This window comes from Microbacterium sp. T32 (assembly GCF_001619615.1).
Taxonomy (GTDB): domain Bacteria; phylum Actinomycetota; class Actinomycetes; order Actinomycetales; family Microbacteriaceae; genus Microbacterium.
This window is the reverse complement of the sequence record NZ_LQQP01000013.1, coordinates 1-25,957: the sequence shown is the minus strand read 5'-3', so window position 1 is coordinate 25,957 and position 25,957 is coordinate 1. Positions and strand designations below refer to the sequence as shown.

Here is a 25,957-nt window from a genome sequence, read left to right as displayed (position 1 = left end):
CGAGGGGGCGGGGGGACGACCCGCGACGGGGCGGCCGGGGCCGCCCCGTCGCGAGCGGGAGGAGCGATGGTCTCCACGGGGTGCTTTCGAACGGGATCGTCAGTTGACGATCGACTGGATCTGCGTCTTGGCGTCGGAGAGGAGCTTGGCCGTGTCCGCGCCCGGCTCGACGGCCTTCTGCAGCATCGGCACGAGCACCGAATCGACGATCTCCTGCCACTGCGGCGTCGCCGGGCGCGGAGCCGAGCCGGGGGCCTCGAGGGTCTTCACCAGCGCGTCGTAGTTCTCGAACCCGGCGACACCGGCCTTGGACTCGAACGCGCTCTTGCGGGCGACGAGGCCCAGCGAGGTGTCGGCGGCGAGATCGTTGTGCTCGTACGCGAACGAGATGAAGTCCTTCGCGGCATCCTGCTTGGCCCCGCTCGCCGGTACCGAGAGGTACCAGGCACCCGGGACCCCGGCCACTCCGCCGGGTCCGCCGATCATCGGGGCGACGCCGATGGAGTCCTTGATCGGGGAGTCGGCCGGTGTCTGGCGGTAGGCGTGGCCCCAGAAGCGCATCATCGCGAGCTTGCCCTGGTAGAAGAGGTTCTGCGCCCCGGCCCAGTCGAGCTGGGCGGCGCCGGACGGCGCGTAGGGCAGCAGGCTCACGTAGAAGTCGAGCGCCGCCTTGTGCTTCGCGTCGTCGATGGTCACGTCGCCGTTCGAGGGATCGACGACCATCTGGGATTCCCCCGCCTGCGAGACGGTCGCGAGCCACTCGGTCTCGACCGCGCCCTTCACGTCGGTGCCGTAGAGGTCGACATTTCCGTCGCCGTCGGTGTCCCGCGTGAAGAACTCGGCGACGTCGCGGTACTGCTCCCACGTGGTGGGGGCGGCGAGGGGGTAGCCGTACTTCGCCTCGAAGTCGGCCTTGTTCTTGGCGTCGTCGAACAGGTCTGTGCGGTAGAAGAGGATCTCGGAATTCGTCCACACGGGCATACCGACGTGCTTCCCGTCGACCTGCGATTCTCCGACGAGTCCGTCGAACAGGTCGTTCTTGACGTCGTCGGTGAAGAGGTCGTCGAGCGGAGCCAGCCCCGGGGCGAAGGCCGGGAGCCAGATGGCATCCAGCGCGGCGACGTCGAAGGACGGCGTGCCGGACTTCAGCTCGGACTGGATGCGGTCGTACAGGCCGTCGTAGGGCAACTCGACGAGCGTGACGTCGACACCCTTGTCCTTCTTGTACAGATCGGCGATCGGCTGGAGCTCGGCCTTGCCGCCGCCCTCAACGACGACGGTGAGTGCGGTGGCTCCTTCCGACGTTCCGGCGCTGCCGCCGGCACCGCATCCGGTGAGGACGACGGCGGCCGCCGCCACGACGGCGAGCGGCCCGATCGCGCGCCGGACACGTCCGGTGCGCTGCTGCGTACGAAGCTTCATCACTTCGACTCCTTTGTGAGTGATTCGGGGAAGTGCGGGCGGGAGTCTTCGCCAATACGTTTTGGCAAATCGTCTTGGCGCGACGGTAACGGCCCCTGAGCGCACGCGTCAAGTGCGCCGCGCGGCCAAAGACTTTGGCGGTTACCGCCCTCACTTAGGAGAAGGCGGAGTTCGTGCGCGAGGGAGTGCGTCGGGCGGTGGCGTTCCACAACGGCCGCTTCCACGACGAGGTGCTCATGGGCGTTCTCGCCGAGAATTTCGGGGCGGCGCGGCGACCTGCACCCGGGCCATCAGATCCAGGGCTGGAACTCGGCGTCGATGTCGCGCCTCTCGTGAAGGACGCGGTGAACGCGGATCGCGTCGTCGTCGCATGTGTAGAACAGGAGGAAAGGGAAGCCCACCGCGCCGAGGACACGAAGCCCGGGGATTCCGGTTCGCGCCTCGGCCGTCGCGGAGCCGGAGGCGGGGAAATCGGCGAGCCGACGCACCGCGAGCTCGATCGCGTCGATGAAGCGAGACGCGGTCTCGGGGTCGGCCTGATCTCGATAGTGCTCGACGGCCCGCGCAATGTCGAGATCGGCCGCGCGAGACGAAACCTGTGTCACGAGGCGTCGCGGACGCTCGCACGGAGCCCGTCGAAGTAGTCCGCATCCATCCGCGAACCCTCACCCGACCTCATCCCCTCGAGGACGGCCTCGCGCACGACCGAAGTTTCGCGGTCACGGCGAATCAGCTCGCGCACGTACTCGCTGCTCGATGCGTAGAGGTGGGCGTGCACCTGAGCGTCGGCGAAAGCACGCAGATCATCGGGGAGCGAAATGTTCATCGTCGCCATGACGCCACCTTACTGCCGAATGGCAATCCTTGTCATCGGGGATCGTCGATGTGACGAGCCGCTCGGTCGTCGACCGTCGGGCTCGCGACGCCCGCGCGGTCGTCGACGAGCCGGCGGCGGCCGATCCAGCCGGTGAGGCCGCGGCCGTCCTTCCAGACGAACAGCAGCACCAGTGTTGCGAGCAGCAAGAGCCCCGAAGACAGCCCCCACGGGGCCGGCAGCGTCTCGAGCAACGAGTATGACGCCGCGCCGGTGAGGAATCGCAGAACCCGGGCGGCCCACGTCGGCAGCACTCCGTCGGTGTAGCGCACGCGCGTCGCGAGGTCACCGACCGAACGCCCGGTCGCGAGGATCACCCCGAGCCACACGACCGCCGCGACGGCGGTCCCCACCGTCGACGAGAGCGGCCCCGTACGACCCGGGTCCTCGAACAGCACGACCAGCACCGCCTGCAGCGTCACGGCGACGCCCGACTGGAGCAGACCCACGCCGAGCACGTCGCACAGGATGCCGAGCATCCGGCGCCCGCGCGTGACGGGGCGGGGGACATCGGCATCCGGGGTCTTCTCCAGTCCTCGGTGCTTCCGCGGAACGACGAACGCCACGAGCGATCCGAGAAGAGCGCCGGAGGTGTTGGCGATGAGGTCGTCGACGTCGAACACGCGGTACGCGCACGGGAAGATCCCCCACACGCCGGTCAGCTGCGTCGTCTCGATCACTCCGCTCACCGCGAGTCCGGCCAGACCGACGATCAGGATGCCACGACCCCCGAGCACGCGCAGGAAGAACCCGAGCGGCACGAACAGGAGCACGTTGAGCGCCACCTGGAGCACGACGGGGTCGGTGAGGTAGCGGCCCGAGACGGCGACGGCATCCCGGATCTCATCCACGAACTGGAACGGCCGCAGGTTGACGCCGGCGCACCGGTAGGCGTCGCCGTCCGGCAGCGGCACGAGCGTGTACGTCCAGATCGCCCAGAAGTAGACCGCGGCGCTCGCCCAGAGCAGGCTGCGCCCGAACGACAGACCACCCCGACGGCGGTAGCTGACCGCCACGAACGGGACGAACGCGAGGACGGCGACGACACCGCCGAGCAGCACCGCGAGGAGCCCGGATCCGACGATGTTGTGCACCCGGGAATCCTAGGGAATACATGCCCAGGCCACGGAGTTGGCCACGTTGCGGGGCGTATTGTGTCTCGCCCGTGGACTACAACCCGGTGAACGCCCCGTGCGTCAGATTGCATACGGGCGGCAGGACGCGTAATGTCGCGCGCCGTGACTGACGAAAGTCGCGAGCCCGGCGAACCGACGCCGATGGCCAAGCGCATCCTGATCGGCGAGCCTCTCACGTCGGAAAAACTCGACGAGCAGCTCCTGCCCAAGAAGATGGCCCTCCCCATCTTCGCCTCCGACGCACTCTCCTCCGTGGCCTACGCGCCACAGGAGCTGCTGATGATCCTGCTCATCGGCGGAACGGCTCTGCTGACCCTCAGCCCCTGGGTCGCGGCGGCCGTCGTGGTGCTGCTCGTCGTCGTCGTCCTGAGCTACCGCCAGCTCATCAAGGCGTACCCCTCCGGCGGTGGCGACTACGAGGTCGCCAGCAAGAACCTCGGCGAGGTCCCCGGCGTCGTGGTCGCCGCCGCGCTGCTGGTCGACTACGTGCTCACGGTCGCCGTGTCGGTGGCATCCGGGGTCGACAACATCATCTCGGCGCTGCCGGAGTTGAACCCGTTCCGCGTCGAGATCGCCGTCGGCTTCGTCATCCTCATCGTGATCGTCAATCTCCGCGGTGTGCGCGAAGCCTCGTCGGTGTTCGCGATCCCGACGTACCTGTTCATCGGGTCGGTCGGCCTCATGATCGTCGTGGGCCTCGGGCGGGCGCTGCTGGGCGACGTGCCGCAGGCATCCAGCGCCGGATTCGACGTCCAAGTGGAATCGATGACGCAAGCCGCGATGATCCTTCTCGTGCTGCGCGCGTTCTCGAGCGGCTGCTCGGCCCTGACGGGTGTCGAGGCCGTGTCGAACGGCGTGCCCGCCTTCCGCAAGCCCAAGATCCGCAACGCGCAGACGACCCTCACGATGATGGGCGGCATCGCCATTGCCCTGTTCGTCGGTCTGACGCTGCTCGCGCTGCTCGCCAACGTGCACTACGCAGAGAACCCCTGCAACCTCATCGGATTCGACTGCGCCAACAACCCGCAGCCGAGCCTCATGGCGCAGGTGGCCGCCGCCACGTTCGGCATGGGGAGCATCCCGTTCTTCATCATCCAGGCCGCGACCGCGTGCGTACTGCTCCTCGCGGCCAACACCGCGTTCAACGGCTTCCCCCTGCTCGGCGCCGTGCTCGCCCGCGACGGATACGCCCCCAAGGCCCTCAACACCCGCGGCGACCGCCTCGTGTACTCGAACGGCATGGTGATCCTCGGCATCGTCGCCATCGGCGTGCTGATCGTCTACCAGGCGAACCTCACCACCCTGATCCAGCTGTACATCATCGGTGTGTTCGTGTCGTTCTCGCTCGGACAGATCGGCATGGTCAAGCACTGGCGGCGGACGCTCGCGGGACTCCGCGGCCTCTCCCCCGAGGCCGCCCGACAGCAGAGCGCGCGTTATGAGCGTCGCTCGGCGATCTCCGGCCTGTGGATCAACTCGCTCGGCGCGACGTTCACCGTGCTCGTGCTGCTCATCGTCACGATCACGAAGTTCACGCACGGAGCATGGCTCGTCTTCATCGCGATCCCGATCCTCGCGACGCTCATGCTCGGCGTGAACCGCTACTACCGCGACGTCGAGCACGAGATCCGCATGGACGACTCGGTGCACTTCGGCTCGTCCGGCGACGTGGCGATCATCCTCGTGAACCGCCTGCAGAAGCCGGTCGTGAAGGCCATCGACTACGCCCTCGCCGCCAAGCACGACAAGACGCTCGCGGTCCACGTCGCGATCTCGGAAGAGGATGCCGCGAGCCTGCAGAAGGAGTGGGCGGCGCACGACATGCCCATCCCGCTCGTCATCATCGAGTCGCCGTACCGCACGTACACGTCGCCGGTGACGTCGTTCATCAAGTCGTACCGCGAGAAGCACGGCTCCGCGGTCGTCACGGTGTACCTGCCGCAGTTCATCGTCGGTCACTGGTGGGAGTCGATCCTCCACAACCGCCGCTCACGGCGTCTCGCGCAGCAGCTCATGCTCGTGCACGGCGTCTCGATCACCCTCGTGCCCTGGCTGCTCGACTCGTCCGAGCTCATCTACGGCCGCCGCTCCCGCCCGCTCCCGGGCCAGCAGCGCGGTGGCCAGCCCGTCGCCGAGGTGCCCGCCCACCGGCCGAAGGCGTCGAACTCCTCGGGATCCTGAGCCCTCGACTCGGGACCGAACTCCTGAGGAAGGACGGCTGATCCGGCGGAGCGTCGGGCGTGCGGGTCGCGGAGGCCGAATCTCAGGAGTTCGGCTCACCACATCGCGGGAGTAGACGCGGCGGCCCGCCTCCGACAGGGTGGATGCCATGCCGATCCTCGCTCTGCTCACCCTGGCCCTCATGGTGTTCGCGCTGATCGACGCGATCACCCGCCGCGACGACCAGGTCAAACACCTGCCGAAGTTTGCCTGGGTGTTCTTCATCGTCCTGTTGCCGCTGATCGGATCGATCCTGTGGTTCACGATCGGCCGCGAGTGGGAGCAGCGGCGCGAGCCGATGTCGTTCGGGGATCCCCGGCGGTGGCAGAGGGATACCGAGCCGGCTCCGGCGCCGCGCGCCCACGACCGCAGGACGACCGAGCAGCAGATCGCCGACCTCGAGCGCGAGATGTACCTCGCCGACCTCGAGGAGCAGGTGCGCCGCCGCCGCGCCGAGGGCGACGCCCAGGCCTGAGCCCGCGGCATCCCGCCCCGGCGCCGCACGCCGCGCCCCGCGAGCCCCGTTGAGTGTCCAAGACACGCGGACGCGGCGCGACACGATCCGCGTGTCTTGGACACTGAACCGGGCTACGGCACCGCCCACACCCGGCGCAACGGCGCGCGGACCGAATCAGGGCTCAGCGCCCCGCGCGGCGGAACAGCGCCACCGCGACCACCCACGCGACCGCGAGGATCCCCGCGCACCACGCCAGCGCGATCCACACGCTCGCGCCGACGGGCTGCTGCGCGAGCAGGGCGCGGATGGCATCCACGAGGGACGTCACGGGCTGATTCTCGGCGAACCAGCGCACGGGTCCGGGCATGGTGTCGGTGGGCGCGAAGGCCGAGCTCACGAACGGCAGGAAGATCAGCGGGTAGCTGAACGCGCTGGCGCCGTCGATGGTCTTCGCCGCGAGTCCGGCGATCACCGCCACCCACGTGAGTGCCAGCGTGTACGCCATCAGGATGCCGACCACCCCCAGCCACGCGCCGACCGAGGCGCCCGACCGGAAGCCGACGAGCAGCGCCACGCCGATCACCAGCGCGAGCGACACGGCGTTCGCCAGGAGCGACGTGAGGACGTGCCCCCACAGGACGCTCGCCGGCGCGATCGGCATCGACCGCAGCCGGTCGACGATCCCGCCGCGCACGTCGAGGAAGACGCGGTACGCGGTGTACGCGATTCCGGATGCCACGGTGATCAGCAGGATGCCGGGCAACAGGAAGTCCACGTAGGCGGTGCCGCCCGTGTCGACCGCGCCGCCCAGAACGAAGACGAACAACAGCATGATCGCGACCGGCATGATCGCGGTCGTCACGATCGTGTCGGGGCTGCGGAGGATGTGCCGGAGCGACCGTCCGGTGAGGACGGCGGTGTCGGAGAGGGCGTGCGTGGTCATGATTCCTCCTCGGAGAGCGAGTCGGCGGAACCGACGATGGCGAGGAAGATCTCCTCGAGGGTGGGCTGCTTCTCGACGTACTCGACGGTCGTCGGCGGGAACAGCGCGCGGAGCTCCGCGAGCGTCCCCTCGGCGATGATGCGGCCGTCGTGCAGGATCGCGATGCGGTCGGCGAGGTGCTCGGCCTCGTCGAGATACTGCGTCGTGAGCAGCACGGTGGTGCCCGACGCGGCGAGCGAGCGCACGGCATCCCACACCTCCGAGCGCGCCTGCGGGTCGAGCCCCGTCGTCGGCTCGTCGAGGAAGACCACCGCCGGGTCGCCCACGAGGCTCATCGCGATGTCGAGGCGCCGGCGCATGCCGCCGGAGTACGTGGATGCCGCTCGGCGCGCGGCATCCGTCAGCGAAAAGCGCTCGAGCAGCGCGTCGGCCACCCGAGCGGGGTCGGGCAGGTGGCGCAGGCGGGCGACGAGCGTGAGGTTCTCGCGTCCGGTCAGGACCTCGTCGACGGCCGCGAACTGCCCCGTGAGGCTGATCGCGCCGCGCACGTCCGCGGCGGCGCGGCGCACGTCGAGTCCGATGACGCTCGCCGAACCGGCGTCGGCCCGCAGGAGGGTGGCAAGGATGCGGATGAGGGTCGTCTTTCCGGCACCGTTGGAGCCGAGGAGCGCGACGATGGTGCCGCTCTCGACGTCGAGGTCGACGCCGCGGAGGACCGCGAGATCGCCGTACGACTTCTCGAGACCGCGCACCTGGATGGCGGGGGTGGTCATGGGGTTCCTTTCTGTTTCCGGGCGCGCCGAACAGCGCCCCGGGGAGGGGCTCTGATCGCACGGAGGGGCTAGTGGGTCTGATCCCGCTCGGCGTCGGAGATCGTCGACGTCAGTCGTGCGCGCTCCTTGTCGATCCAGTTCTTGCCGCTGTAGGCGGCGGCAAAGGTCTCGGCGAACTCGACCGGGTCGTCGCCGACGATGTCGTGGATCGGCGTGCCGTCGGCGGCCGCGCGTTCCCACAGGTCGGCGAGATCGGTGACCATCGCCACCGAGGTCTCGCCGTCGGTGACGCCGGCGCAGTACATGAGGTAGCGGTGCACCCCCTTCGCCGCGGCCGCGTACGGCGACGGCAGCGCCTCGATGCGCGCCATATCGGCGCGGTACTGCTTCTTCTGGGCGAGGACACCCGTCACCCTCTCGTACCAGGCCATGTCAGTTCCCTTCGTTGCGGAGCTGCTCGAGCCGGTCGGCGAGCAGAGTCCAGGTGATCCAGATTTCGGCGAGCTGCGCTCGTCCGGTGTCGTTGAGGGTGAAGATCTTGCGCGGCGGCCCCTTCTCGGATGCCACCTTCTCGACGTCGACGAGACCCCGCTGCTCGATGCGGACGAGGATCGCGTACACCGTGCCCTCGGCGAGGTCGGTGAACCCCCGCGCGCGGAGGTCGGCCGTGATCTCGTATCCGTACGCCGGCCGCCGCGCGAGGACCGCCAGGACGACGCCCTCGAGCACCCCCTTGAGCATCTCGGTGTCTTGTCTCGCCATGCGGTACTCCTCAACGTTGACTACCGGTACAAAGTAACACTGAGTACCGGTACTCAGCAAGAGTGAATACCGCGGCGTAAGCGCCCCGTATGCGTTCGGGGGCGGGCCGTAGGGAAACCGTGAGGACCGCGGGATTCCGCGGCGCACAGGAGTTGCATCGACACACGTGCCGCCCCGCGCGGCACCCGCGCCGCAGCAGTCGCGCGGAAGCCCTGTGAACCTGGAGTCATCGTGCTCGATGTCGTCTACCTCGTCGCGATCCTGGCGCTCTTCGCGCTGGTCGCCCTCATCGCGCAGGGGGTCGAGAAGCTGGGCCCGCAGCCCGGCGCTCCCTCCGCGCGCACCCCCGGCCGCGGCGCGCAGCCGCCCGCCGCCCCCACCGCCGCACCCGAGCGAGGGGGCGACTCCGCATGAGCATCCTCGCCGCCGTCCTCGCCGTCGCCGCGATCGTCTACCTCGTGATCGCGCTCGTCCGTCCGGAGAAGTTCTGACATGGATGCCGGAAGCATCTGGTCCATCGTCCTGACCAGCCTCACCCTCGTCGTCGCCCTGGGCCTGGCGTACCGCCCGCTCGGCGACTACATCGCCCGCATCTACACCGGCGAGCGCGACCTCGCCGTGGAGCGCGGCACCTACCGCCTCATCGGCGTCGACCCGCGCGGCTCACAGACCTGGCAGGCGTACCTGCGGTCGGTGCTGCTGTTCTCGGCCGCGGGCGTCGTGTCCGTCTACGCGATCATGCGTCTGCAGCCGCTGCTGCCGTTCTCGTTGGGCCTCGACGCCCCGGGCGAGGCGCTGTCGTTCAACACCGCGGTCTCGTTCGTCACGAACACCAACTGGCAGTCGTACTCGGGCGAGACGACGCTCGGCTACACGGTGCAGTTCGCGGCGCTGACCGTCCAGAACTTCGTGAGCGCCGCCGTCGGCATCGCGATCGCGGTCGCTCTGGTGCGCGGTTTCGCGTACCGCCGCAGCGGCGTCATCGGCAACTTCTGGGTCGACCTCGTGCGCGGCACGTACCGTCTGCTGCTGCCGTTCTCGATCGTCGCGGCGGTCGTGCTGCTCGCCGGCGGCGTCATCCAGAACCTGAGCGGATTCACGGATGCCACGACCCTCGCGGGCGCGGCACAGTCGATCCCGGGTGGGCCGGTGGCATCCCAGGAGGCGATCAAGCTCCTCGGCACCAACGGCGGCGGGTTCTTCAACGTGAACTCGGCGCATCCGTTCGAGAACCCGGCGCCGTGGACGAACCTGTTCGAGATCTTCCTGATGCTCGTGATCCCGTTCTCGCTCCCCCGCGCGTTCGGCCGCATCGTCGGCGACGACCGCCAGGGCTACACGATCCTCGGCGTCATGGGCGCGATCTTCGTGGCATCCGCTGCCCTCCTCACGTGGGCGGAACTCGCCGGCGCCGGAACGGCCCCGCAGCTCGCCGGCGGCGCGATGGAGGGCAAGGAGGTGCGGTTCGGCATCTTCGGCTCGACGCTGTTCGGCACCACGAGCACGCTCACCTCGACGGGTGCGGTCAACTCGATGCACGACAGCTACACGGCGCTGGGCGGCATGATGCCGATGATCAACATGATGCTCGGCGAGATCGCGCCGGGCGGCGTCGGCTCAGGCCTGTACGGGATGCTGATCCTCGCCGTGATCGCGGTGTTCGTCGGGGGCCTCCTCATCGGCCGGACGCCCGAGTACCTCGGCAAGAAGATCGGGCCCCGCGAGATCAAGCTCGCGAGCCTGTACATCCTCGTCACGCCCACGCTCGTGCTGGCCGGGACCGCGCTGAGCTTCGCCCTGCCCGGCATCCGGGACGACGTCGAGACCACCTCGATCCTGAACCCGGGCGTCCACGGCCTGAGCGAGGTGCTCTACGCCTTCACCTCGGCGGCGAACAACAACGGCTCGGCGTTCGCGGGACTCACCGCGAACACCCCGTGGTTCAACACGGCCCTCGCGGTCGCGATGCTCCTCGGGCGCTTCCTGCCGATCGTGTTCGTGCTGGCCCTGGCGGGTTCGCTCGCGGCGCAGGATGCCGTTCCCGCCACCGCCGGAACCCTGCCGACGCACCGCCCGCAGTTCGCGGGCCTCCTCGCGGGCGTGGCGGTCATCGTCACGGCCCTCACCTACTTCCCGGTCCTCACCCTGGGACCCCTTGCCGAAGGACTCGTCTGACCATGTCCACGCTCACCCACGCCCCGGCTCCGGCCGAGGCCCCGACCCCGGCCGCTCCGCGCCGCGCCTTCAGCGCCGCGCAGATCGTCGCCGCGCTCCCCGGCGCTGCGAAGAAGCTCAACCCCGCGTCGCAGTGGCGCAACCCCGTGATGTTCCTCGTGTGGGTGGGGGCGGCCCTGACCACCCTCATCGCCATCACCGAGCCGTTCCTCGGCGGCGGGGATGGATCCCTCCCGTTCGGGTTCACGTGGGGCATCGCGATCTGGCTGTGGCTCACGGTGTTCTTCGCGAACATCGCCGAGTCGGTCGCCGAGGGCCGCGGCAAGGCGCAGGCCGCGACGCTCCGGAAGACGCGGACGACGACCACCGCCCGCCGCGTCGTCTCCTACGACACGAAGGCCGACCCCCTGGCATCCACCGCCCGGATCGAGGAGGTCCCGTCGGACGACCTGCGCGTCGGTGACGTCGTCCTCGTCGAGGCGGGGCAGCTGATCCCGGGCGACGGCGACATCGTCGCGGGCATCGCGACCGTCGACGAGTCGGCGATCACCGGCGAGTCGGCCCCCGTCGTGCGCGAGTCGGGCGGCGACCGGAGCGCCGTCACCGGCGGCACGCGCGTGCTCAGCGACCGCATCGTCGTGACCATCACGTCGAAGCCCGGCGAGACGTTCGTCGACCGCATGATCGCGCTCGTCGAGGGCGCGTCGCGTCAGCGGACGCCGAACGAGATCGCGCTGAACATCCTGCTGGCGAGCCTGTCGATCGTGTTCGTCGTGGTGGTCCTGGTGCTGAACCCGATCGCGTCGTACGCCGCGTCGCCGGTGTCGATCCCGGTGCTCGTCGCGCTGCTCGTGTGCCTGATCCCCACGACGATCGGCGCGCTGCTGAGCGCGATCGGCATCGCGGGCATGGACCGCCTGGTGCAGCGCAACGTCCTGGCGATGTCCGGCCGCGCCGTCGAGGCCGCCGGCGACGTCACGACCCTGCTGCTCGACAAGACCGGAACGATCACCTATGGCAACCGTCGCGCGTCGGCGCTCGTCCCGATGCCGGGCGTTGGCGCACCGATGCTCGCGGAGTACGCGTCGATGTCGTCGCAGGCCGACCCCACGCCCGAGGGCACGTCGATCGTCGAGCTCGCCGCCGCGCAGGGGATCGTCGCCGAGATGCCCCGCGGCGCGGAGCCCGTGCCCTTCACGGCCCAGACCCGCATGAGCGGCCTCGACCTCACCGACGGCACGCAGGTCCGCAAGGGCGCCGCGTCGGCCGTGGTCGCCTGGCTCGCGGCATCCGGATCGCCCGTTCCCGAGACGCTGCGCGCGCAGCTGCAGCAGGAGACGGATGCCATCGCCCAGTCCGGCGGCACCCCGCTGGTCGTCGCGACCCTCACGCCGGCGGGCGAGGGGCGTGTGCTCGGCGTGATCCACCTCAAGGACGTCGTCAAGGACGGCCTCCGCGAGCGGTTCGGGGAGCTGCGGGCCATGGGCATCCGTACCGTGATGATCACGGGCGACAACCCGCTCACCGCGAAGGCCATCGCCGCCGAGGCCGGCGTCGACGACTACCTCGCCGAGGCCACGCCCGAGGACAAGCTCGCGCTCATCCGCCGCGAGCAGGAGGGCGGCAACCTTGTCGCCATGACCGGCGACGGAACGAACGACGCCCCCGCGCTCGCGCAGGCCGACGTCGGCGTCGCGATGAACACCGGCACGTCGGCCGCGAAGGAGGCCGGCAACATGGTCGACCTCGACAGCGATCCGACGAAGCTCATCGACATCGTGCGCATCGGCAAGCAGCTGCTCATCACGCGCGGCGCGCTCACGACGTTCTCGCTCGCCAACGACATCGCGAAGTACTTCGCGATCATCCCGGCGATGTTCATGGGCGTCTTCCCGGGACTCGCGGTGCTCAACGTCATGCAACTGTCGTCGCCGGCCTCCGCGGTGCTCAGCGCCATCATCTTCAACGCGATCGTCATCATCGTGCTGATCCCGCTCGCGCTCCGCGGTGTGAAATACCGCGCGGCGAGCGCCTCGAGCATCCTCAGCCGCAACCTGCTCGTGTACGGGCTCGGCGGCATCCTCGTCCCCTTCATCGGCATCAAGCTCATCGACCTCGTCGTGAGCCTGCTCCCGGGTTTCTGAAAGGCCCCGTCATGCGCACCACCCTGCGTACCGCCGGCGTCGCCGTCCGCGCGATGCTCGTCTTCACTGTGCTCCTCGGCGTCGGCTACATGCTGCTGATCACCGGCATCGGCCAGCTCGCCCTCCCCGCCCAGGCCAACGGCTCGCTCGTGCGGTCCGCCGACGGCACCGTCGTCGGCTCGTCGCTCATCGCGCAGTCGTTCCAGGATGCCGACGGCACCGCGCTGCCGCAGTACTTCCAGTCGCGTCCGTCCGCCGCCTCCTGGGACGCCGCCGCTTCGACCGGGTCGAACCTCGGCCCGGAGAACGCGGATCTCATCGCGTCGATCCAGCAGGGCCGCGCGACGTTCGAGCAGCTGAACGGTTCCGGCGCGATCCCCGCCGACGCGGTCACCTCGTCGGGCTCGGGCCTGGACCCGGACATCTCCGTCGCCAACGCGGAACGGCAGGCCGCGCGGATCGCCGACGCCCGTGGCATCCCGGTCTCCGACGTCGAAGCGCTCATCGCGCAGCACACGCTGCCGCGCGACCTGGGGTTCCTCGGCGGCCCGCGAGTGAACGTCCTCGAGCTCAACCGCGCGCTGGACGCGCTCTGACGCGGCGTGACGCGCGAGAATCGCTGACATGCGCACGCTTCCCGCCGCCGCCGTCGCCCTCCCCGGGCGACGGCGGTTCGGCGCGCCCGGCGCCGCGGCGGTGCCCGGCACCGCCTCCACGTTGAGTGTCCAAGACACGCGGTTGGCCGCGCGGCGCATCCGCGTGTCTTGGACACTGAACCCGCCGCACCACGGGAGCGCCCGGTGAAGCGCGGGCACCTGCGCGTGCTGCTCGGGGCCGCGCCGGGCGTCGGCAAGACGTACGAGATGCTCGAGGAGGGGCGCCGGCTCCGCGAAGAGGGCCGCGACGTCGTCATCGCGATCGTCGAGACGCACGGCCGCGCCGCCACCGCCGCGCAGGCCGAGGGGCTCGAGGTCGTCCCGCGCCGCGCCGTCGCGCACCGGGGCGTCGACCTCGACGAGATGGACCTGGATGCCGTGCTCTCCCGCCGCCCCCAGATCGCGCTGGTGGACGAGCTCGCGCACACCAACGCCCCCGGGTCCACGCACGAGAAACGCTGGCAGGACGTCGAGGCCCTGCTCGATGCGGGCATCGACGTCATCACGACGGTGAACGTGCAGCACATCGCCTCGCTCGGTGACGTCGTCGAGAAGATCACCGGTGTCGTCCAGCGCGAGACGGTTCCGGATGCCGTGGTCCGCGCGGCCGACCAGATCGAGGTCGTCGACCTCGCCCCCCAGTCGTTGCGCGACCGGCTGGCATCCGGATTCGTGTATCCCGCCGAGCGGATCGACGCGGCCCTGTCGAACTACTTCCGCCTCGGCAACCTCACCGCGTTGCGCGAGCTCGCGCTGCTGTGGCTCGCCGACGAGGTCGACTCCGCGCTGCAGCGGTACCGCGTCGAGCAGGGCATCGAGGGGTCATGGCAGGCGCGCGAGCGGGTCGTCGTCGCGCTCACCGGTGGCGTGGAGGGCGAGACGCTGATCCGGCGCGGCGCCCGCATCGCCGCCCGCTCCGCCGGCGGCGAGCTGCTCGCCGTGCACGTGTCGACGCAGGACGGGCTCCGCGCCGAGGAACCCGGCGCCCTGGCCGCGCAGCGCGCGCTCGTCGAGTCGCTCGGCGGCACGTATCACCAGGTCGTGGGCGACGACGTCGCGGCCGCCCTCGTCGACTTCGCCCGGTCGGTGAACGCGTCGCAGCTCGTCATCGGCGTCAGCCGCCGCGGACGCCTCGGCGCCGCCCTCACGGGCCCGGGCATCGGCGCGACCGTGATCCGCCTTTCCGGCGACATCGACGTGCACATCGTCAACCACGCGCGCGCCGGCGGACGCTTCGCGCTCCCCCGCCTCGCCGGTCCCGCGCTGAGCGCCAAGCGCCGCATCCTCGGCTTCGTGACGGCGCTCGCGGGCGGACCGGTGCTGTCGTGGCTGCTCATCGCCACGGGCACGGAGGAGTCGATCACCACCGACGTCCTGGCCTACCAGCTGCTCGTGGTCGTCGTGGCCTTGATCGGCGGCATCTGGCCCGCGGTGTTCGCGGCGGTGCTGTCGGGGCTGACCCTCGACTTCCTGTTCATCCAGCCGCTGTACACGGTGACGATCGCCAACCCCATCCACGCGATCGCCCTGGTGCTGTACGTCGTCATCGCGATGCTCGTGAGCGTCGTCGTCGACCAGGCCGCTCGGCGTGCCCGCGCCGCACGTCGGGCCGCCGCCGAGTCCGAGCTGCTCGCCACGGTGGCGGGCAGCGTCCTCCGCGGCGAGAGCGCGGTGCCGGCGTTGGTCTCCCGCGCCCGCGAGGCGTTCGCGCTCGCGGGCGTGCGACTCGTGGCATCCGATGGATCCGTGCTCGCCACCGACGGCGAACCGGTCCGCGATGGCCGGGCGACCTCGGTGCCCGTCGGCGACGGACGCGCGGTCCTCGAACTGCACGGCAGGGACCTGGATGCCACGGAGCGGCGCCTCCTCGACGTCGTCGTCGCGCAGCTCGCCGCCGCCCTCGAGCGCACCGATCTGGCCGAGACCGCCGCCGAGGCGGGGGTCCTCGCCGCCACCGACCAGGTGCGCAGCGCCCTGCTCTCGGCGGTGAGCCACGATCTGCGCCGGCCTCTCGCCGCCGCCGTCGCCGCGCTCGGTGGACTGCGCGCCGCCGGCGATCAGCTCTCCGCGGACGATCGCCGCGAGTTGCTGGAGACCGCCGACGAGAGCCTGGCCACGCTGTCGGTGCTCGTCACCGACCTGCTGGACGTCAGCCGCGTGCAGGCCGGAGTGCTCGCGGTGTCGCTGGCTCCGGTGGACGCCGCGGGGATCGTTCTGGTCGCGCTCGACGAGCTCGGCCTCGGTCCCGACGACGTCGAGCTGGCGCTCGACCCCGACCTGCCGCCGCTGCAGGCCGACCCGGTGCTGCTGCAGCGCGTGCTCGTGAACGTCCTGAGCAACGCCGTGCGCTTCACCCCCGACGGGGGTCGGGCGCGAGTGGCGACGAGCCGCCTGGGCGGGGTCGCCGAGATCCGCGTGATCGACCACGGCCCCGGCGTCGCTCCCGAACGCCGAGGCGACATGTTCGCGCCGTTCCAGCGCCTCGGCGACACCGACAACACCGTCGGCCTCGGCCTCGGCCTCGCGCTGTCGCGCGGGTTCGCCGAGGGCATGGGCGGAACGCTGACCCCCGAGGACACCCCCGGCGGCGGGCTGACGATGGTGATCGCGCTGCCGGTGGCGGCGGATGCCGGTGCCCGTCGCGACGCTGAGGGCGCGGCAGCCCGCCGCGACACGACGCCCGAGGCCCCGCGGGACGCCGAGGCCCCGGCATCCCTTCCCCGAACGGAGACCCGATGAAGGTCCTCATCGCCGACGACGATCCGCAGCTCGTGCGGGCGCTGCGGATCACCCTCGCCGCGCACGGATACGACGTTGTCGCCGCGGCAGACGGAGCGGCGGCGATCACCCTCGCCGCGCAGGCGCACCCCGACATCGTGCTGCTCGACCTCGGGATGCCGCATCTCGACGGCGTGCAGGTGATCCAGGCCCTGCGCGGATGGACGACCGCGCCGATCATCGTCGTGTCCGGCCGCACCGGTTCCGCGGACAAAGTCGAGGCGCTGGATGCCGGCGCCGACGACTACGTCACCAAGCCGTTCCAGATCGACGAGCTGCTCGCCCGCCTGCGGGTGCACGGGCGGCGGGCCGTTCCCGCGAGCGGGGAGTCGGTCGTGCGATTCGGCGACGTCGAGATCGACCTCGCCGCGAAGGCCGTCACGCGCGCCGGCTCCCGCGTGCACCTGACCCCGACGGAGTGGCGGATGCTGGAGTTCCTCGCCCGCAACCCCGGCTCACTCGTGACGCGGCAGACGCTCCTCAAGGAGATCTGGGCGAGCGAGCAGGTCGCCGACAGCGGGTATCTGCGCCTGTACATGTCGCAGCTTCGCAAGAAGCTCGAGGCCGAGCCGTCGGCGCCGGTGCATCTGCTGACCGAGCAGGGCATGGGCTACCGGCTCGTGCTGTAGGGCCGGGGCGCGTGCCGAACTCCGGAGAAATCCGCCGTTTCGGCTCCGCCGCGCGGGATCCGGCCCGGACTCAGCCGAAATCTCCGGAGTTCGGCGCGGGCTCCGTGGCCTCCTCCGCCTCGACGGCCTCGAACTCCGCCTGCACGCGGGCGCAGCGGCACGCGTAGACGATCGAGTGCAGCAGCATCAGCGGACCTCGCCGACGGTGTGGCATCCGGGGCACGGGAACGCGACGCGGTCCCCCGACCGGACGTCCCCGGGAAGGATCACGCTCCCTGCGGCCACGCCGCGCGCGTCGACGATCGCGAATTGCTCGTCGTACGCGTGCGACACCCGTCCGAGCAGACGCGCCTCGCGCCACACCGCGTCGAGTCCCGCGACGCACGCGTCGATGCGCAGCGTGCGGGGCTCGGCATCCACCACCGTCGCCACCACCACCGTCGTCGACAGGATCGTGGATGCCACCCCTCCCGACGCCGGGATCACCGCGGGGCCCGTGCACACGCAGGGCGTGCCGCAGATGTCGGCGTAGCGGCCGATCGACACCGCGCGGACGGTGACATCGTCGAGCGTGGGGGTCGAGCCGGCGGGCCAGGCCGTCGCGTCGAAGGGGGCCGGGATGCTGGAGCGGAGGGTGGGGAGAAGGGCGGTGAGGGTCATGCATCCGGTCTACGCCCGCGGGGGCCGGGGCTCCGGGGCACTGACGCTTTCCGTGCGGCCGCGGCGCGGTTCCTCACGGGCCCGGCGCGGGGCGGGCCCGGCGCGGGGCGGGGCTGGCGCCGGCGCCGGTCAGCGCCCCCCTGGGACCCAGCCCCGGCCCACCCGCCGCCGCGTAGCCTAGAAGCGTGACCCTCCCCTTCGACGTGGCCGCGGTGCGGGCCGAGTTCCCGATCCTCGGCACCGAGATCGACGGCCGACCCCTCGTCTACCTCGACTCCGGCGCGACGAGCCAGAAGCCCCGCGCGGTCCTGGATGCCGAGCGCGACTTCCTCGAGACCGCCAACTCCGCGGTGCACCGGGGCGCCCACACGCTCGCCGCCGAGGCGACGGAACTGTTCGAAGACGCCCGCGCGGCCGTCGCGGAGTTCGTCGGGGGCACGCCCGAGCAGCTCGTGTGGACCTCCGGCGCGACCGCGGGCCTGAACCTCGTCGCGGGTTCACTCGGCTACGCCGGGCGCCTCCGCGCGGGCGACGAGATCGTGGTGACCGAGGCCGAGCACCACGCGAACCTCATCCCGTGGCAGGAGCTCGCCGCCCGCACCGGCGCGCGCCTGCGCCACATCCCCGTGCACGACGACGGCACGCTGGACATGGCCGCGGCCGAAGGCCTCATCGGCGCGCGCACCAAGGTCGTCGCGTTCCCGCACGTCTCGAACGTCCTGGGCATCGTGAACCCCGTCGCCGAGCTCGTCACCCTCGCCCGCAGCGTCGGCGCGCTGACCGTCCTCGACGCGTGCCAGTCCGCACCCCACCTCGTGCTGGACCTGCCGGCATCCGGGGTCGACCTGGCCGTCTTCTCGGGCCACAAGATCTTCGGCCCCTACGCGATCGGCGGCCTCTGGGGCCGCGAAGAGGTGCTCGCCTCACTCCCGCCTTTCACCACCGGCGGATCCATGATCACCACCGTCACGCTCGAGAAGGCGGAGTTCCTGCCGCCGCCGCAGCGCTTCGAGGCCGGCACGCAGCCGGTGTCGCAGGCGATCGGGCTCGCCGCCGCCGTCCGCTGGTTCGGCGCTCTCGATCGCGACGCCGCGCACGCGCACGAGGCGGCGCTCGAACGACGCCTCCGCGAGGGACTTCGCTCGATCGACGGCATCCGTCTGCTCGGAGACACGGATGCCGCCGACCGCGTCGCCCTGCAGGCGTTCGACGTCGAGGGGGTGCACGCGCACGACGTGGGGCAGTTCCTCGACAGCCGCGGCGTCGCCGTCCGCGTCGGCCACCACTGCGCGCAGCCGCTGCACCGCCGCTTCGGCCTCGCGGCGTCGGTGCGCGCGAGCGCGGCGATCCACACGACGACCGACGAGGTCGACACCTTCCTGGATGCCGTCTCCGGTGTCCGCCGCTTCTTCGGGGTGCACGCATGAGCGGCCTGGAATCCCTGTACCAGGACCTGATCCTCGACCACTCGAAGAACCGCCGCGGTTTCGGACTGGCCGACCCCGGCGCGCACAGCGCCACGGTGCATCAGCGCAACCCGATCTGCGGCGACGAGATCACGCTGCGGGTCGACGTCGACGGCGGCCGCGTGGCATCCGTCAGCTGGGAGGGCGCGGGCTGCTCGATCTCGCAGGCGTCCGCGTCGATGCTCGTCGCCCTGCTCGACGAGGACGGCGGTGACGACGGGATGCCGACGGCCGACGCCGAAGCGCTGATCGCCCGCTTTCGCGAGGCCCTGCGCTCGCGCGGCCAGATCCCCCTCGACGAGGAGACGTTCGGCGACGCCGCGGCGCTGTCCGGCGTCTCGAAGTACACCGCGCGCGTGAAGTGCGCGATGCTCGCGTGGGTCGCGCTGGAGGAGGGCCTGCGCCAGGCCTGACCCGCTCGGCCGGTGCGCCTGTCCGGCCGCACAACCTCAGCAATCCGCACAACCTCAGCGGCATCCAGCCCCGCCTGGCTGACCGAGCGCAGATCACTGACTTTGCGCCCCGGTCCGACCCGCGCCGCACAACCTCAGCAATCCGCACAACCTCAGCGGCATCCAGCCCCCGCCGACTCACGCAGCGCAGATCCCGAACCTTGCGCCCTCCCCCGCGCAACCGGTCGGCGCTATCCTGCGGAGCGACGACGTCGGAAGGATGGATGCCATGGCGGCAAACGGAGCGGGATTCAGCGACGACGAACGCGCGGCGATGAAACAGCGCGCCGAAGAACTCAAGGCCATGAAGGGCTTGAAGGGTGCGGCGAAGCTGGAGAAGGAGAACGAGGCGTGCCTCGAGGCGATCGACAAGCTCGAGGGCGTCGACCGTGCGGTCGCGGAACGCGTGCACGTCATCGTGCTCGAGGAGGCTCCGCACCTCACGCCCAAGACCTACTACGGCTTCCCCGCGTACGCGAAGGACGGCAAGGTCGTGGTGTTCTACCAGCCGGCGTCGAAGTTCAAGACGCGCTACGGCACGGTGAGCTTCGACGAAACGGCGCAGCTCGATGACGGCCCCATGTGGCCGGTGTCGTACGCCGTGATCGAGGTCACGCCCGAGGTCGAGCAGAAGATCCGCGAGCTGGTGCGCCGGGCGGCCCCGGCCGCCTGACGCGGCGCCGGGGCGTGGCATCCACGGATCCGGGCCGAAGCTCGCAGAATCCCGCGTTCTTCGCAGATTCCAGCCCGAATTCTGCAAACTTCGCGCGATCCTGCGAACATCCGAGACTCGTGGATGCCACGACCTCAGCCGACGAGCACGCCCTCGAGCCGCCGGTAGCTGTCCTCCATGCCGCCGACCATGCCCGTGGCGAGGACCATGTCGCGGGTGGCGGCATCCGGATACTCGATGAGCAGCGTCAACAGCGTGACGCCGTCCTCCTCGTAGAGCGAGAGGTCGTTCGTCGTGGACGGGAAGTCGGTGCCGGTCATGTGCTCGGTCTGGACCACCCGTCGCGGTGCTTCGACGTACAGCACCTCGCCGTCGAAGCCGAAGCCCTCGCCCGGGGTCCCCTCCTCGGGCTCCCACGCGGTGCGGTAGGTCGCACCGACGGTGTCGCCGATCTCGCACACCGTCATGCGCCAGCCGTCGGGGCCGAGCAGCCAACGCCGCATCAGGTCGGGGTCGGTGTGCGCGCGCCACACGAGGTCGCGCGGACCGTCGATCAGCCGCGTGATCCGCACGTGCTGGTCGCTCAGCACCTCGAGCTGCGTGCCCTTGCCCTGCGCGTAGTCGCGGAGGTCCTGCACCACGATGTCGAGCTGGTTCATCGCCAGGGTCGAGCCCTCGACGACGCCCATGGCTACGACCTGCTCGAGCGCCTCGGTCGACGCGAAGCGCGAAACGCTCGTGAGGCGCGAGCCCTCGGGCGTCGCCTCGAACGTCAACGTCATGCGCATCGCCGGCATCGTGTCGATCGGCTCGCCGTCGTCGTCGGCGAAGGAGTCGATGACCTCGTACCCGCGCGGCGGGTCGATCGACACGAACTCCCAGCGGCCGTTCGCCCGCTCCCCCGTCGGCGAGGTCATGCGGTAGGTCGCGCGCCCGCCGGGCGTGAAGTCGAACGAGCCGAAAGTCGACGGCCAGCCGGGAGGACCCCACACCCGCTCGAGCTGCCGCGGATCGCTGAACACCGCCCACAGCCGCTCGGGGCCGACCGGGAAGTCGGCGATGAGGGTCAGCGTGAGCGCTTCGGCGTCGGTCTCGACGGAGGTGACGGGCATGAGGGACTCCTTCGTTTCTCAGTTCGGCTGGCTGGATGCCGCGGCATCCGGGTCTTCGGCTTCTTCGGCGAACAGGGCGTCGAGGCGGTCGATGCGCCCGCGCCAGAGGTCTTCGTACGAGCGGAGGAGGCGCTGCACGTGCGCGATGGCCGCGGGTTCGGCGCTCACGAGACGCTCCCTCCCCTCGGCGCGCTTGCGGACGAGGCCGGCCTCGACGAGCACGCCGATGTGCTTCGAGACCGCCGCGAACGACATCGCATACCCCGCGGCGAGCGCCGACACCGATTGCTCGGCGACGAGCGTGCGCCGGACGATGTCGCGCCGCGTCGCATCGGCCAGCGCGTGGAACACGCGGTCGATGTCGGCGTCGGTGGGAGCCAATCGTTCAACCATTTGGTTGCACGTTAGCAGCGGTGGCGGGCGGCGGCAAGGGATCAGTGCCCGCGAAGTCCTGGCCGCGCAACCTCCGCGATCCGCGCAACCTCCGCGATCTGCGCACGCTCAGCGGTCTGTGCAACCTCCGCGATCCGCGCAACCTCAGCGATCTGCGCACACTCAGCCAGGAGCGACCGGATGCCACGGACCCGGCGCGAATCACGGAGGTTATGCCGTGCACCCGCGACGCGTGCCGCCCCCGCACCCCACACCGCAGGGGTTCTTGCACCCGGCCCAAATTCCATTCACGCGCATTCATCACCCACCGGAGGGGTAGGCTCGAAGCACGAGGACGGACCGTCCGAGAAGATCTCCCGGCACCGCGCCCGCCCGGGAAGAAGGCCACCCATGGCTCAGTACGACGTAGCGAACCGTTCGGCGATCGTGACGGGAGCGGGCAGCGGAATCGGGCGCTCGACCGCCCTGCTGCTGGCCCAGAACGGCGCCGCCGTGGTCGTCAACGATCTCAACGCCGACCACGCCCACAAGGTCGTCGAGGAGATCCGTGCCGCCGGCGGCACGGCCGAGGCCTCGGTCGGCGACGCCACCGACGTCGCGTGGATCGCGTCGTCCGTCGAGCTCGCGAACACCCTCGCGCCGCTCCGCATCGGCGTGAACAACGCCGGCATCGGTGGCGCCGCCGCCCCGACCGCGGAGTACACCGACGAAGCGTGGGACAAGGTCATCGCGATCAACCTCAACGCCGTGTTCCGCAACATGCGCGCGCAGATCCCCTCGATCCTCGCCAACGGCGGCGGCTCGGTCGTGAACGTCGCGTCGATCCTCGGCAGCGTCGGCTTCGCCACCTCCCCCGCCTATGTGACCGCCAAGCACGCGGTCGTGGGCATGACGAAGAACGCCGCGCTGGAGTACTCGGCCCAGGGCGTCCGCGTGAACTCCGTGGGACCCGGCTTCATCGACACCCCGCTGCTCGACGCCGTCGGCGACGACGTCAAGGAATTCCTCGTGAGCAAGCACCCCATCGGCCGCCTCGGCAAGCCCGACGAGGTCGCGAACCTCATCGCCTTCCTCGCCAGCGACGCCGCGAGCTTCATCACGGGCAGCTACCACCTGGTCGACGGCGGCTACACTGCCTCCTGATCCCGGATGCCGCGCGGCCCGCGCCCGTTGACGGGTCAGGGCCGCGCGAGCTCCTCGAACTCCCCCTCCGGCAGAGCCACCCACCCCTCGCGCCGCGCGACCTCGAGATCGCCGGGCCCGGGCCGGACGAAACGGCCCGTCGCGGCAGCGCGCGTCGCGAGGGCCGCGATCACCGCGTCGAACGCGTCGGCGGATGCCACGGCGAGCGCCGCGAACTCGCCGACGTCGAACCACGGCGCCCGCTGCTGCAGCACCGCGAGCAGAGTCGCCCGGCGGGTGGCATCCACTCGGTATTTCGTGGTGTCGAAGCCCCAGATCCTCAGTGCGCCGCCGGGATACACCTCGAACAGGCGGCCCTCAGCGGCACGGTCGACCGGGAAGCCGCCGGCCGCGAGTCGGCGGAGGAGTCCGGCTCCGCGCAGGGCCGTGACTCCGAGGCGGTCGGTCGAGACGCTCAACGGCCAGCGGCCGATGCGGTCGCGCACGACGGCGTCGGTGCGGCGGTAGACGAGGCCACGGCGCCAGTCGGCTCCGCCGTCGACCTCGCCGAGCGCGGGCGCGGTGCCCCCGTGGTGGGCCTGGACGAAGTCGACGAACGCGTCGGGCCACCCGAGCGGACAATCGAGTCCGAGCCAGCCGTCTTGGCCGATGGATGCCACGATCCCGGCGTCATCGACCCCCACCGTGAGCCGCACGAGGCGCGCCCCGCCCGACGACCACACGATCTCGGCGAGCGCGGTGCCGGGAACCCCTGCGGCGAGGTCGACGCCGATCGTTCTCATCCCCGCAGGCTACGCGGGGCGTCCGACGTCGTGGCCCGCGCCCCGCGAACCTGGGAGGATCGACCCATGCCCGCCGACGACGAACTCCCCGACTCCCTCGAGCCGGGGCTGAACGTGCCGCCGCGGAAGGAGCCCCCGGCACCCCCGACGCCGAAGGGCGACCTGCGCGCGGTGTCGATCATCGCGGTGGTCACGGGCGTGATCGTGGTGGCCTGGCACTTCTTCCTCGTCTCGGTGAGTGCGGTCGCCGAGCTCGACCAGTTCCTGTGGATCCAGATCGGCATCTGGGCGCTCGCGGTGGTGTCGTTCGTGCTCGGCATCCTGAGTCTGAACGCGCGCATGGCGCGCGAACTCGCCGCCGCCGGCTTCATCTCGGGCGTCGCCGCGTTCCTGCTGTCGATCGCGATCGGCCTGTTCAGCGGCGCGAGCTTCCTCTCCTGAGGTCCCGCGCCGGGCAGGGCGCCGTGTGCCCGTTCGGTGTCCACAACACGCGGACGGGATGCCTTGGCATCCGCGTGTCTTGGACACTGGGGCGCGCAGACCGGCAGGGTCGACCGCCGAGTGTCGTCAGGACGTGAGGCGCAGAGCCCGGATTCAGTGTCCAAGACACGCGGACTGCGCTGTGTGGCATCCGCGTGTCTTGGACACTGAACGGGTGGCGGCAGCGCACCCGCGGAATGCCCGGCGACCCGGGACCGTTCGGGAAAGCATGACCGACGCCCTGGAGCGCGCCCTCGACACCCTCGACGTGCGCACGGGCTCGTCCCGCCGCGTCGCTCTCGCTGCGGGCGGAGAGCTCGTGCTCCCGATCGGATCGACGACCTTCGTGTACGTCCACCGAGGCGAGATCACGGGCGACCTCGCGCTCGGCACCGGATGCCAGGTCGACGCCCCGACCGGCGGCGGGCGTTCCGTCAGCGGCCGCCGCACCCTCCTCGCGGGGGATGCGGCCATGTCGCTCGGATGCCGCACGCTCGTCCTCTCGTCGCAGTCCGGCGCCGAGGTCATCGTCGTCACCGCGGAGATCACGCCCTCCGAGGCCGTGGCATCCCTCCCGGGACCTGGATCCCCGCTCCGTCGGACCCGGTCGTCGCGGCGGTCAACGCCGCTCTCGTGCTGCTCATCGACCACGACCTGGCGGTGTCGACCTTCGCGGCGCGGGTCGCGGCCTCCGCGCGCGCCGACGGATACGCCGCGGTCAGCGCGGCGCTCGGCGCCGCCGATTCCCCGCTCCACGTCTCCGCGGCGACCCGCACCGCCCGCCTGCTGGCGCGGGTGCGCCGCGGGCTGGAGCCGGAGCGGGCCCTGGCCGAAGCGCTGCAGGAGGGCAATGGCATCCCGGGGTTCGGTCATCCGCTCTACGACAGCGTCGACGACCGGGCCGACGCCCTGTTCCCGCTCCTCGCCACTCTGCCCGACGGCGAGGGGACGATGGATGCCGTGCGCCGACTTCAGGACGTCGTCGCCGACCGCGCCCGCCTCGCGCCGAACGTGGATCTGGCGCTGGCGGCCCTCGCCTCGGCGGCGCGACTTCCGGAGGACACCGCGGCCACCGTCTTCGTCGTCGGCCGCACGGCCGGGTGGATCGCGCACATCGCCGCCGAGTACGCCGAGCCCGCGATGCGGCTGCGCCCGCGCGGGGAGTATGTGGGGCCGTGACCGCCCGCGCTGCCGTGCCGTCACGCGGAGTCCGTGCCCGACACGCCGCGGCCTAAGGCCGCCTCCCGGCGTGTCTCTCGAGAACTCCGCCCGACGGTGGGGCCGTCAGCCCGCCTTCCAGCCCTTCGCCAACTCGACGACCGCGGCGACCGCGGCCTCGGTGTCGGCAGGCGTGCCCCCGGCGCGGCCCGCGGCGAGGCCCGCGACGAACGCGCTCAACGGGGCGGCGGGCCGCGCCACGCCGTTCGCGACGTCGCGCGCCAGGTCGAGGACCAGCGCGATCGGCACATCGCCCTCCGCGAGCCCGAAGCGCTCGGCGAGCGCCGCGCTCCACTCGTTCAGGGCCTCGGGCGGCAGGGTGCGGGATTCGGTCACGGCTCCTCCTCGGGCTCGCTCGCGGCCGAGCCTCCGGCCGCCGTCAGATCGTCCCACGTGTCGATGTCGCGCGACAGCGCCGCGGGCGCGTCGACGAACGCGATCCGCAAGCTTCCGAGGAGCGTCCGCATCGCGGCATCCCGTCCTCCGTCCGGAATCGTGGATGCCACCTCCCGCAGCGCCGCGGCCCGGTAGCGGCCCGTGAGCCACTGGGGTCGACCGCCCTCGACGAGGCAGACCCCGTCGGCGTCGGCGGGGATCGGCGGCAGCGCG

At 71.0% G+C, this 25,957-nt stretch carries 29 protein-coding genes and 1 pseudogene; 16 read left to right on the top strand and 14 right to left on the bottom strand.

Annotated features, from left to right (window positions below):
- Nucleotides 1-99 precede the first annotated feature (99 nt).
- The 4 genes from AVW09_RS09090 to AVW09_RS09075 all read right to left on the bottom strand — a co-directional run bounded on the left by AVW09_RS09090 (nucleotide 100) and on the right by AVW09_RS09075 (nucleotide 3,390).
- Complete coding sequence (locus tag AVW09_RS09090) at nucleotides 100-1,422, bottom strand: ABC transporter substrate-binding protein (protein ID WP_082822901.1); 1,323 nt, start codon at nucleotides 1,420-1,422, stop codon at nucleotides 100-102.
- A 290-nt stretch (nucleotides 1,423-1,712) separates the two neighbouring features.
- Entirely contained in the window at nucleotides 1,713-2,027 is a 315-nt protein-coding gene (locus AVW09_RS09085) for a type II toxin-antitoxin system RelE/ParE family toxin (RefSeq protein ID WP_063257775.1), read from the bottom strand.
- Entirely contained in the window at nucleotides 2,024-2,257 is a 234-nt protein-coding gene (locus tag AVW09_RS09080; protein WP_063257774.1) for a type II toxin-antitoxin system ParD family antitoxin, read from the bottom strand. The genes AVW09_RS09085 and AVW09_RS09080 overlap by 4 nt, the downstream gene beginning before the upstream one ends.
- Nucleotides 2,258-2,289: 32 nt before the next feature.
- Complete coding sequence (locus AVW09_RS09075; protein WP_063257773.1) at nucleotides 2,290-3,390, bottom strand: VanZ family protein; 1,101 nt, start codon at nucleotides 3,388-3,390, stop codon at nucleotides 2,290-2,292.
- 132 nt (nucleotides 3,391-3,522) lie between these two features.
- On the opposite strand from AVW09_RS09075, the gene AVW09_RS09070 reads away from it, so the two are divergent.
- Both AVW09_RS09070 and AVW09_RS09065 read left to right on the top strand, forming a co-directional pair.
- Nucleotides 3,523-5,613 (top strand): APC family permease, encoded by a 2,091-nt coding sequence (locus AVW09_RS09070; protein ID WP_063257772.1) that lies wholly within the window; start codon nucleotides 3,523-3,525, stop codon nucleotides 5,611-5,613.
- A gap of 148 nt (nucleotides 5,614-5,761) precedes the next feature.
- Complete coding sequence (locus AVW09_RS09065) at nucleotides 5,762-6,127, top strand: PLD nuclease N-terminal domain-containing protein (RefSeq protein ID WP_063257771.1); 366 nt, start codon at nucleotides 5,762-5,764, stop codon at nucleotides 6,125-6,127.
- A 163-nt stretch (nucleotides 6,128-6,290) separates the two neighbouring features.
- Here AVW09_RS09065 and AVW09_RS09060 read toward each other — a convergent pair whose 3' ends face one another.
- From AVW09_RS09060 to AVW09_RS09045, 4 genes are all read right to left on the bottom strand, one after another.
- The gene (locus AVW09_RS09060; RefSeq protein WP_063257770.1) at nucleotides 6,291-7,052 is read right to left on the bottom strand and encodes an ABC transporter permease; all 762 of its coding nucleotides are present in this window, start codon (nucleotides 7,050-7,052) and stop codon (nucleotides 6,291-6,293) included.
- On the bottom strand, nucleotides 7,049-7,825 hold the full coding sequence (locus tag AVW09_RS09055) for an ABC transporter ATP-binding protein (RefSeq protein ID WP_063257769.1): 777 nt from the start codon (nucleotides 7,823-7,825) through the stop codon (nucleotides 7,049-7,051). The genes AVW09_RS09060 and AVW09_RS09055 overlap by 4 nt, the downstream gene beginning before the upstream one ends.
- A 68-nt stretch (nucleotides 7,826-7,893) precedes the next feature.
- Nucleotides 7,894-8,256, bottom strand: a complete 363-nt coding sequence (locus AVW09_RS09050; protein WP_063257768.1) for a DUF1048 domain-containing protein — start codon at nucleotides 8,254-8,256, stop codon at nucleotides 7,894-7,896.
- A 1-nt stretch (nucleotide 8,257) separates the two neighbouring features.
- A complete protein-coding gene (locus AVW09_RS09045) occupies nucleotides 8,258-8,587 on the bottom strand; it encodes a PadR family transcriptional regulator (protein ID WP_063257767.1) in 330 nt (109 codons plus the stop codon).
- A gap of 231 nt (nucleotides 8,588-8,818) precedes the next feature.
- Here AVW09_RS09045 and AVW09_RS09040 point away from each other — a divergent pair, with 231 nt between their 5' ends.
- Genes AVW09_RS09040 through AVW09_RS09015 form a run of 8 tightly spaced genes read left to right on the top strand, consistent with a single transcriptional unit; the run spans nucleotide 8,819 to nucleotide 16,969 of the window.
- Nucleotides 8,819-9,001, top strand: a complete 183-nt coding sequence (locus AVW09_RS09040) for a hypothetical protein (protein WP_063257766.1) — start codon at nucleotides 8,819-8,821, stop codon at nucleotides 8,999-9,001.
- On the top strand, nucleotides 8,998-9,078 hold the full coding sequence (locus tag AVW09_RS17250; protein ID WP_022878711.1) for a potassium-transporting ATPase subunit F: 81 nt from the start codon (nucleotides 8,998-9,000) through the stop codon (nucleotides 9,076-9,078). The genes AVW09_RS09040 and AVW09_RS17250 overlap by 4 nt, the downstream gene beginning before the upstream one ends.
- A 1-nt stretch (nucleotide 9,079) precedes the next feature.
- Nucleotides 9,080-10,762, top strand: a complete 1,683-nt coding sequence (gene kdpA / locus AVW09_RS09035) for a potassium-transporting ATPase subunit KdpA (protein WP_063257765.1) — start codon at nucleotides 9,080-9,082, stop codon at nucleotides 10,760-10,762.
- Between the two features lie 2 nt (nucleotides 10,763-10,764).
- Nucleotides 10,765-12,906 (top strand): potassium-transporting ATPase subunit KdpB, encoded by a 2,142-nt coding sequence (kdpB, locus tag AVW09_RS09030; protein WP_063257764.1) that lies wholly within the window; start codon nucleotides 10,765-10,767, stop codon nucleotides 12,904-12,906.
- Between the two features lie 11 nt (nucleotides 12,907-12,917).
- Nucleotides 12,918-13,502 carry a potassium-transporting ATPase subunit KdpC gene (gene kdpC / locus AVW09_RS09025; protein WP_063257763.1) on the top strand — a complete coding sequence of 195 codons (585 nt, stop codon included), beginning with the start codon at nucleotides 12,918-12,920 and terminating at the stop codon, nucleotides 13,500-13,502.
- Between the two features lie 28 nt (nucleotides 13,503-13,530).
- Nucleotides 13,531-13,710 carry a hypothetical protein gene (locus tag AVW09_RS17685; RefSeq protein WP_156496040.1) on the top strand — a complete coding sequence of 60 codons (180 nt, stop codon included), beginning with the start codon at nucleotides 13,531-13,533 and terminating at the stop codon, nucleotides 13,708-13,710.
- On the top strand, nucleotides 13,707-16,301 hold the full coding sequence (locus AVW09_RS09020; protein ID WP_082822900.1) for an ATP-binding protein: 2,595 nt from the start codon (nucleotides 13,707-13,709) through the stop codon (nucleotides 16,299-16,301). The genes AVW09_RS17685 and AVW09_RS09020 overlap by 4 nt, the downstream gene beginning before the upstream one ends.
- Nucleotides 16,298-16,969 carry a response regulator gene (locus tag AVW09_RS09015; protein WP_063257762.1) on the top strand — a complete coding sequence of 224 codons (672 nt, stop codon included), beginning with the start codon at nucleotides 16,298-16,300 and terminating at the stop codon, nucleotides 16,967-16,969. Before AVW09_RS09020 ends, AVW09_RS09015 begins: the two co-directional genes overlap by 4 nt.
- Nucleotides 16,970-17,155: 186 nt before the next feature.
- Here AVW09_RS09015 and AVW09_RS09010 read toward each other — a convergent pair whose 3' ends face one another.
- Nucleotides 17,156-17,629, bottom strand: coding sequence for a hypothetical protein (locus AVW09_RS09010; RefSeq protein ID WP_063257761.1), 474 nt, complete (start codon nucleotides 17,627-17,629; stop codon nucleotides 17,156-17,158).
- Between the two features lie 185 nt (nucleotides 17,630-17,814).
- Between AVW09_RS09010 and AVW09_RS09005 the strand changes: the two genes are divergently transcribed.
- The 3 genes from AVW09_RS09005 (at nucleotide 17,815) to AVW09_RS08995 (ending at nucleotide 20,220) form a co-directional block, all read left to right on the top strand.
- The gene (locus tag AVW09_RS09005; protein ID WP_063257760.1) at nucleotides 17,815-19,056 is read left to right on the top strand and encodes a SufS family cysteine desulfurase; all 1,242 of its coding nucleotides are present in this window, start codon (nucleotides 17,815-17,817) and stop codon (nucleotides 19,054-19,056) included.
- On the top strand, nucleotides 19,053-19,508 hold the full coding sequence (gene sufU, locus AVW09_RS09000; protein WP_063257759.1) for a Fe-S cluster assembly sulfur transfer protein SufU: 456 nt from the start codon (nucleotides 19,053-19,055) through the stop codon (nucleotides 19,506-19,508). Before AVW09_RS09005 ends, sufU begins: the two co-directional genes overlap by 4 nt.
- Before the next feature lie 268 nt (nucleotides 19,509-19,776).
- Nucleotides 19,777-20,220, top strand: a complete 444-nt coding sequence (locus AVW09_RS08995; protein WP_156496039.1) for an iron chaperone — start codon at nucleotides 19,777-19,779, stop codon at nucleotides 20,218-20,220.
- Between the two features lie 134 nt (nucleotides 20,221-20,354).
- On the opposite strand, the gene AVW09_RS08990 is transcribed toward AVW09_RS08995, so the two are convergent.
- Together AVW09_RS08990 and AVW09_RS08985 are read right to left on the bottom strand one after the other, a co-directional pair.
- Nucleotides 20,355-21,332: an SRPBCC family protein gene (locus AVW09_RS08990; RefSeq protein ID WP_063257757.1), complete on the bottom strand. Its 978-nt coding sequence runs from the start codon at nucleotides 21,330-21,332 to the stop codon at nucleotides 20,355-20,357.
- An 18-nt stretch (nucleotides 21,333-21,350) separates the two neighbouring features.
- On the bottom strand, nucleotides 21,351-21,725 hold the full coding sequence (locus tag AVW09_RS08985; protein ID WP_063257756.1) for an ArsR/SmtB family transcription factor: 375 nt from the start codon (nucleotides 21,723-21,725) through the stop codon (nucleotides 21,351-21,353).
- A gap of 390 nt (nucleotides 21,726-22,115) precedes the next feature.
- On the opposite strand from AVW09_RS08985, the gene AVW09_RS08980 reads away from it, so the two are divergent.
- Nucleotides 22,116-22,868 carry an SDR family NAD(P)-dependent oxidoreductase gene (locus tag AVW09_RS08980; protein ID WP_063257755.1) on the top strand — a complete coding sequence of 251 codons (753 nt, stop codon included), beginning with the start codon at nucleotides 22,116-22,118 and terminating at the stop codon, nucleotides 22,866-22,868.
- A gap of 35 nt (nucleotides 22,869-22,903) precedes the next feature.
- Here the strand turns inward: AVW09_RS08980 and AVW09_RS08975 are convergent, their stop codons facing one another.
- Nucleotides 22,904-23,650, bottom strand: coding sequence for a DUF429 domain-containing protein (locus AVW09_RS08975; protein ID WP_063257754.1), 747 nt, complete (start codon nucleotides 23,648-23,650; stop codon nucleotides 22,904-22,906).
- Nucleotides 23,651-23,716: 66 nt separating this feature from the next.
- Here AVW09_RS08975 and AVW09_RS08970 point away from each other — a divergent pair, with 66 nt between their 5' ends.
- Both AVW09_RS08970 and AVW09_RS08965 read left to right on the top strand, forming a co-directional pair.
- Nucleotides 23,717-24,091 (top strand): hypothetical protein, encoded by a 375-nt coding sequence (locus tag AVW09_RS08970; protein WP_063257753.1) that lies wholly within the window; start codon nucleotides 23,717-23,719, stop codon nucleotides 24,089-24,091.
- 435 nt (nucleotides 24,092-24,526) lie between these two features.
- Nucleotides 24,527-25,309 carry a citrate/2-methylcitrate synthase gene (locus AVW09_RS08965; RefSeq protein WP_082822899.1) on the top strand — a complete coding sequence of 261 codons (783 nt, stop codon included), beginning with the start codon at nucleotides 24,527-24,529 and terminating at the stop codon, nucleotides 25,307-25,309.
- A 105-nt stretch (nucleotides 25,310-25,414) separates the two neighbouring features.
- On the opposite strand, the gene AVW09_RS08960 is transcribed toward AVW09_RS08965, so the two are convergent.
- Nucleotides 25,415-25,684, bottom strand: coding sequence for a DUF6457 domain-containing protein (locus AVW09_RS08960; RefSeq protein WP_063257751.1), 270 nt, complete (start codon nucleotides 25,682-25,684; stop codon nucleotides 25,415-25,417).
- Nucleotides 25,681-25,957, bottom strand: a pseudogene (locus AVW09_RS17925) (hypothetical protein); the annotation flags it as partial. The pseudogene AVW09_RS17925 and the gene AVW09_RS08960, both read right to left, overlap by 4 nt.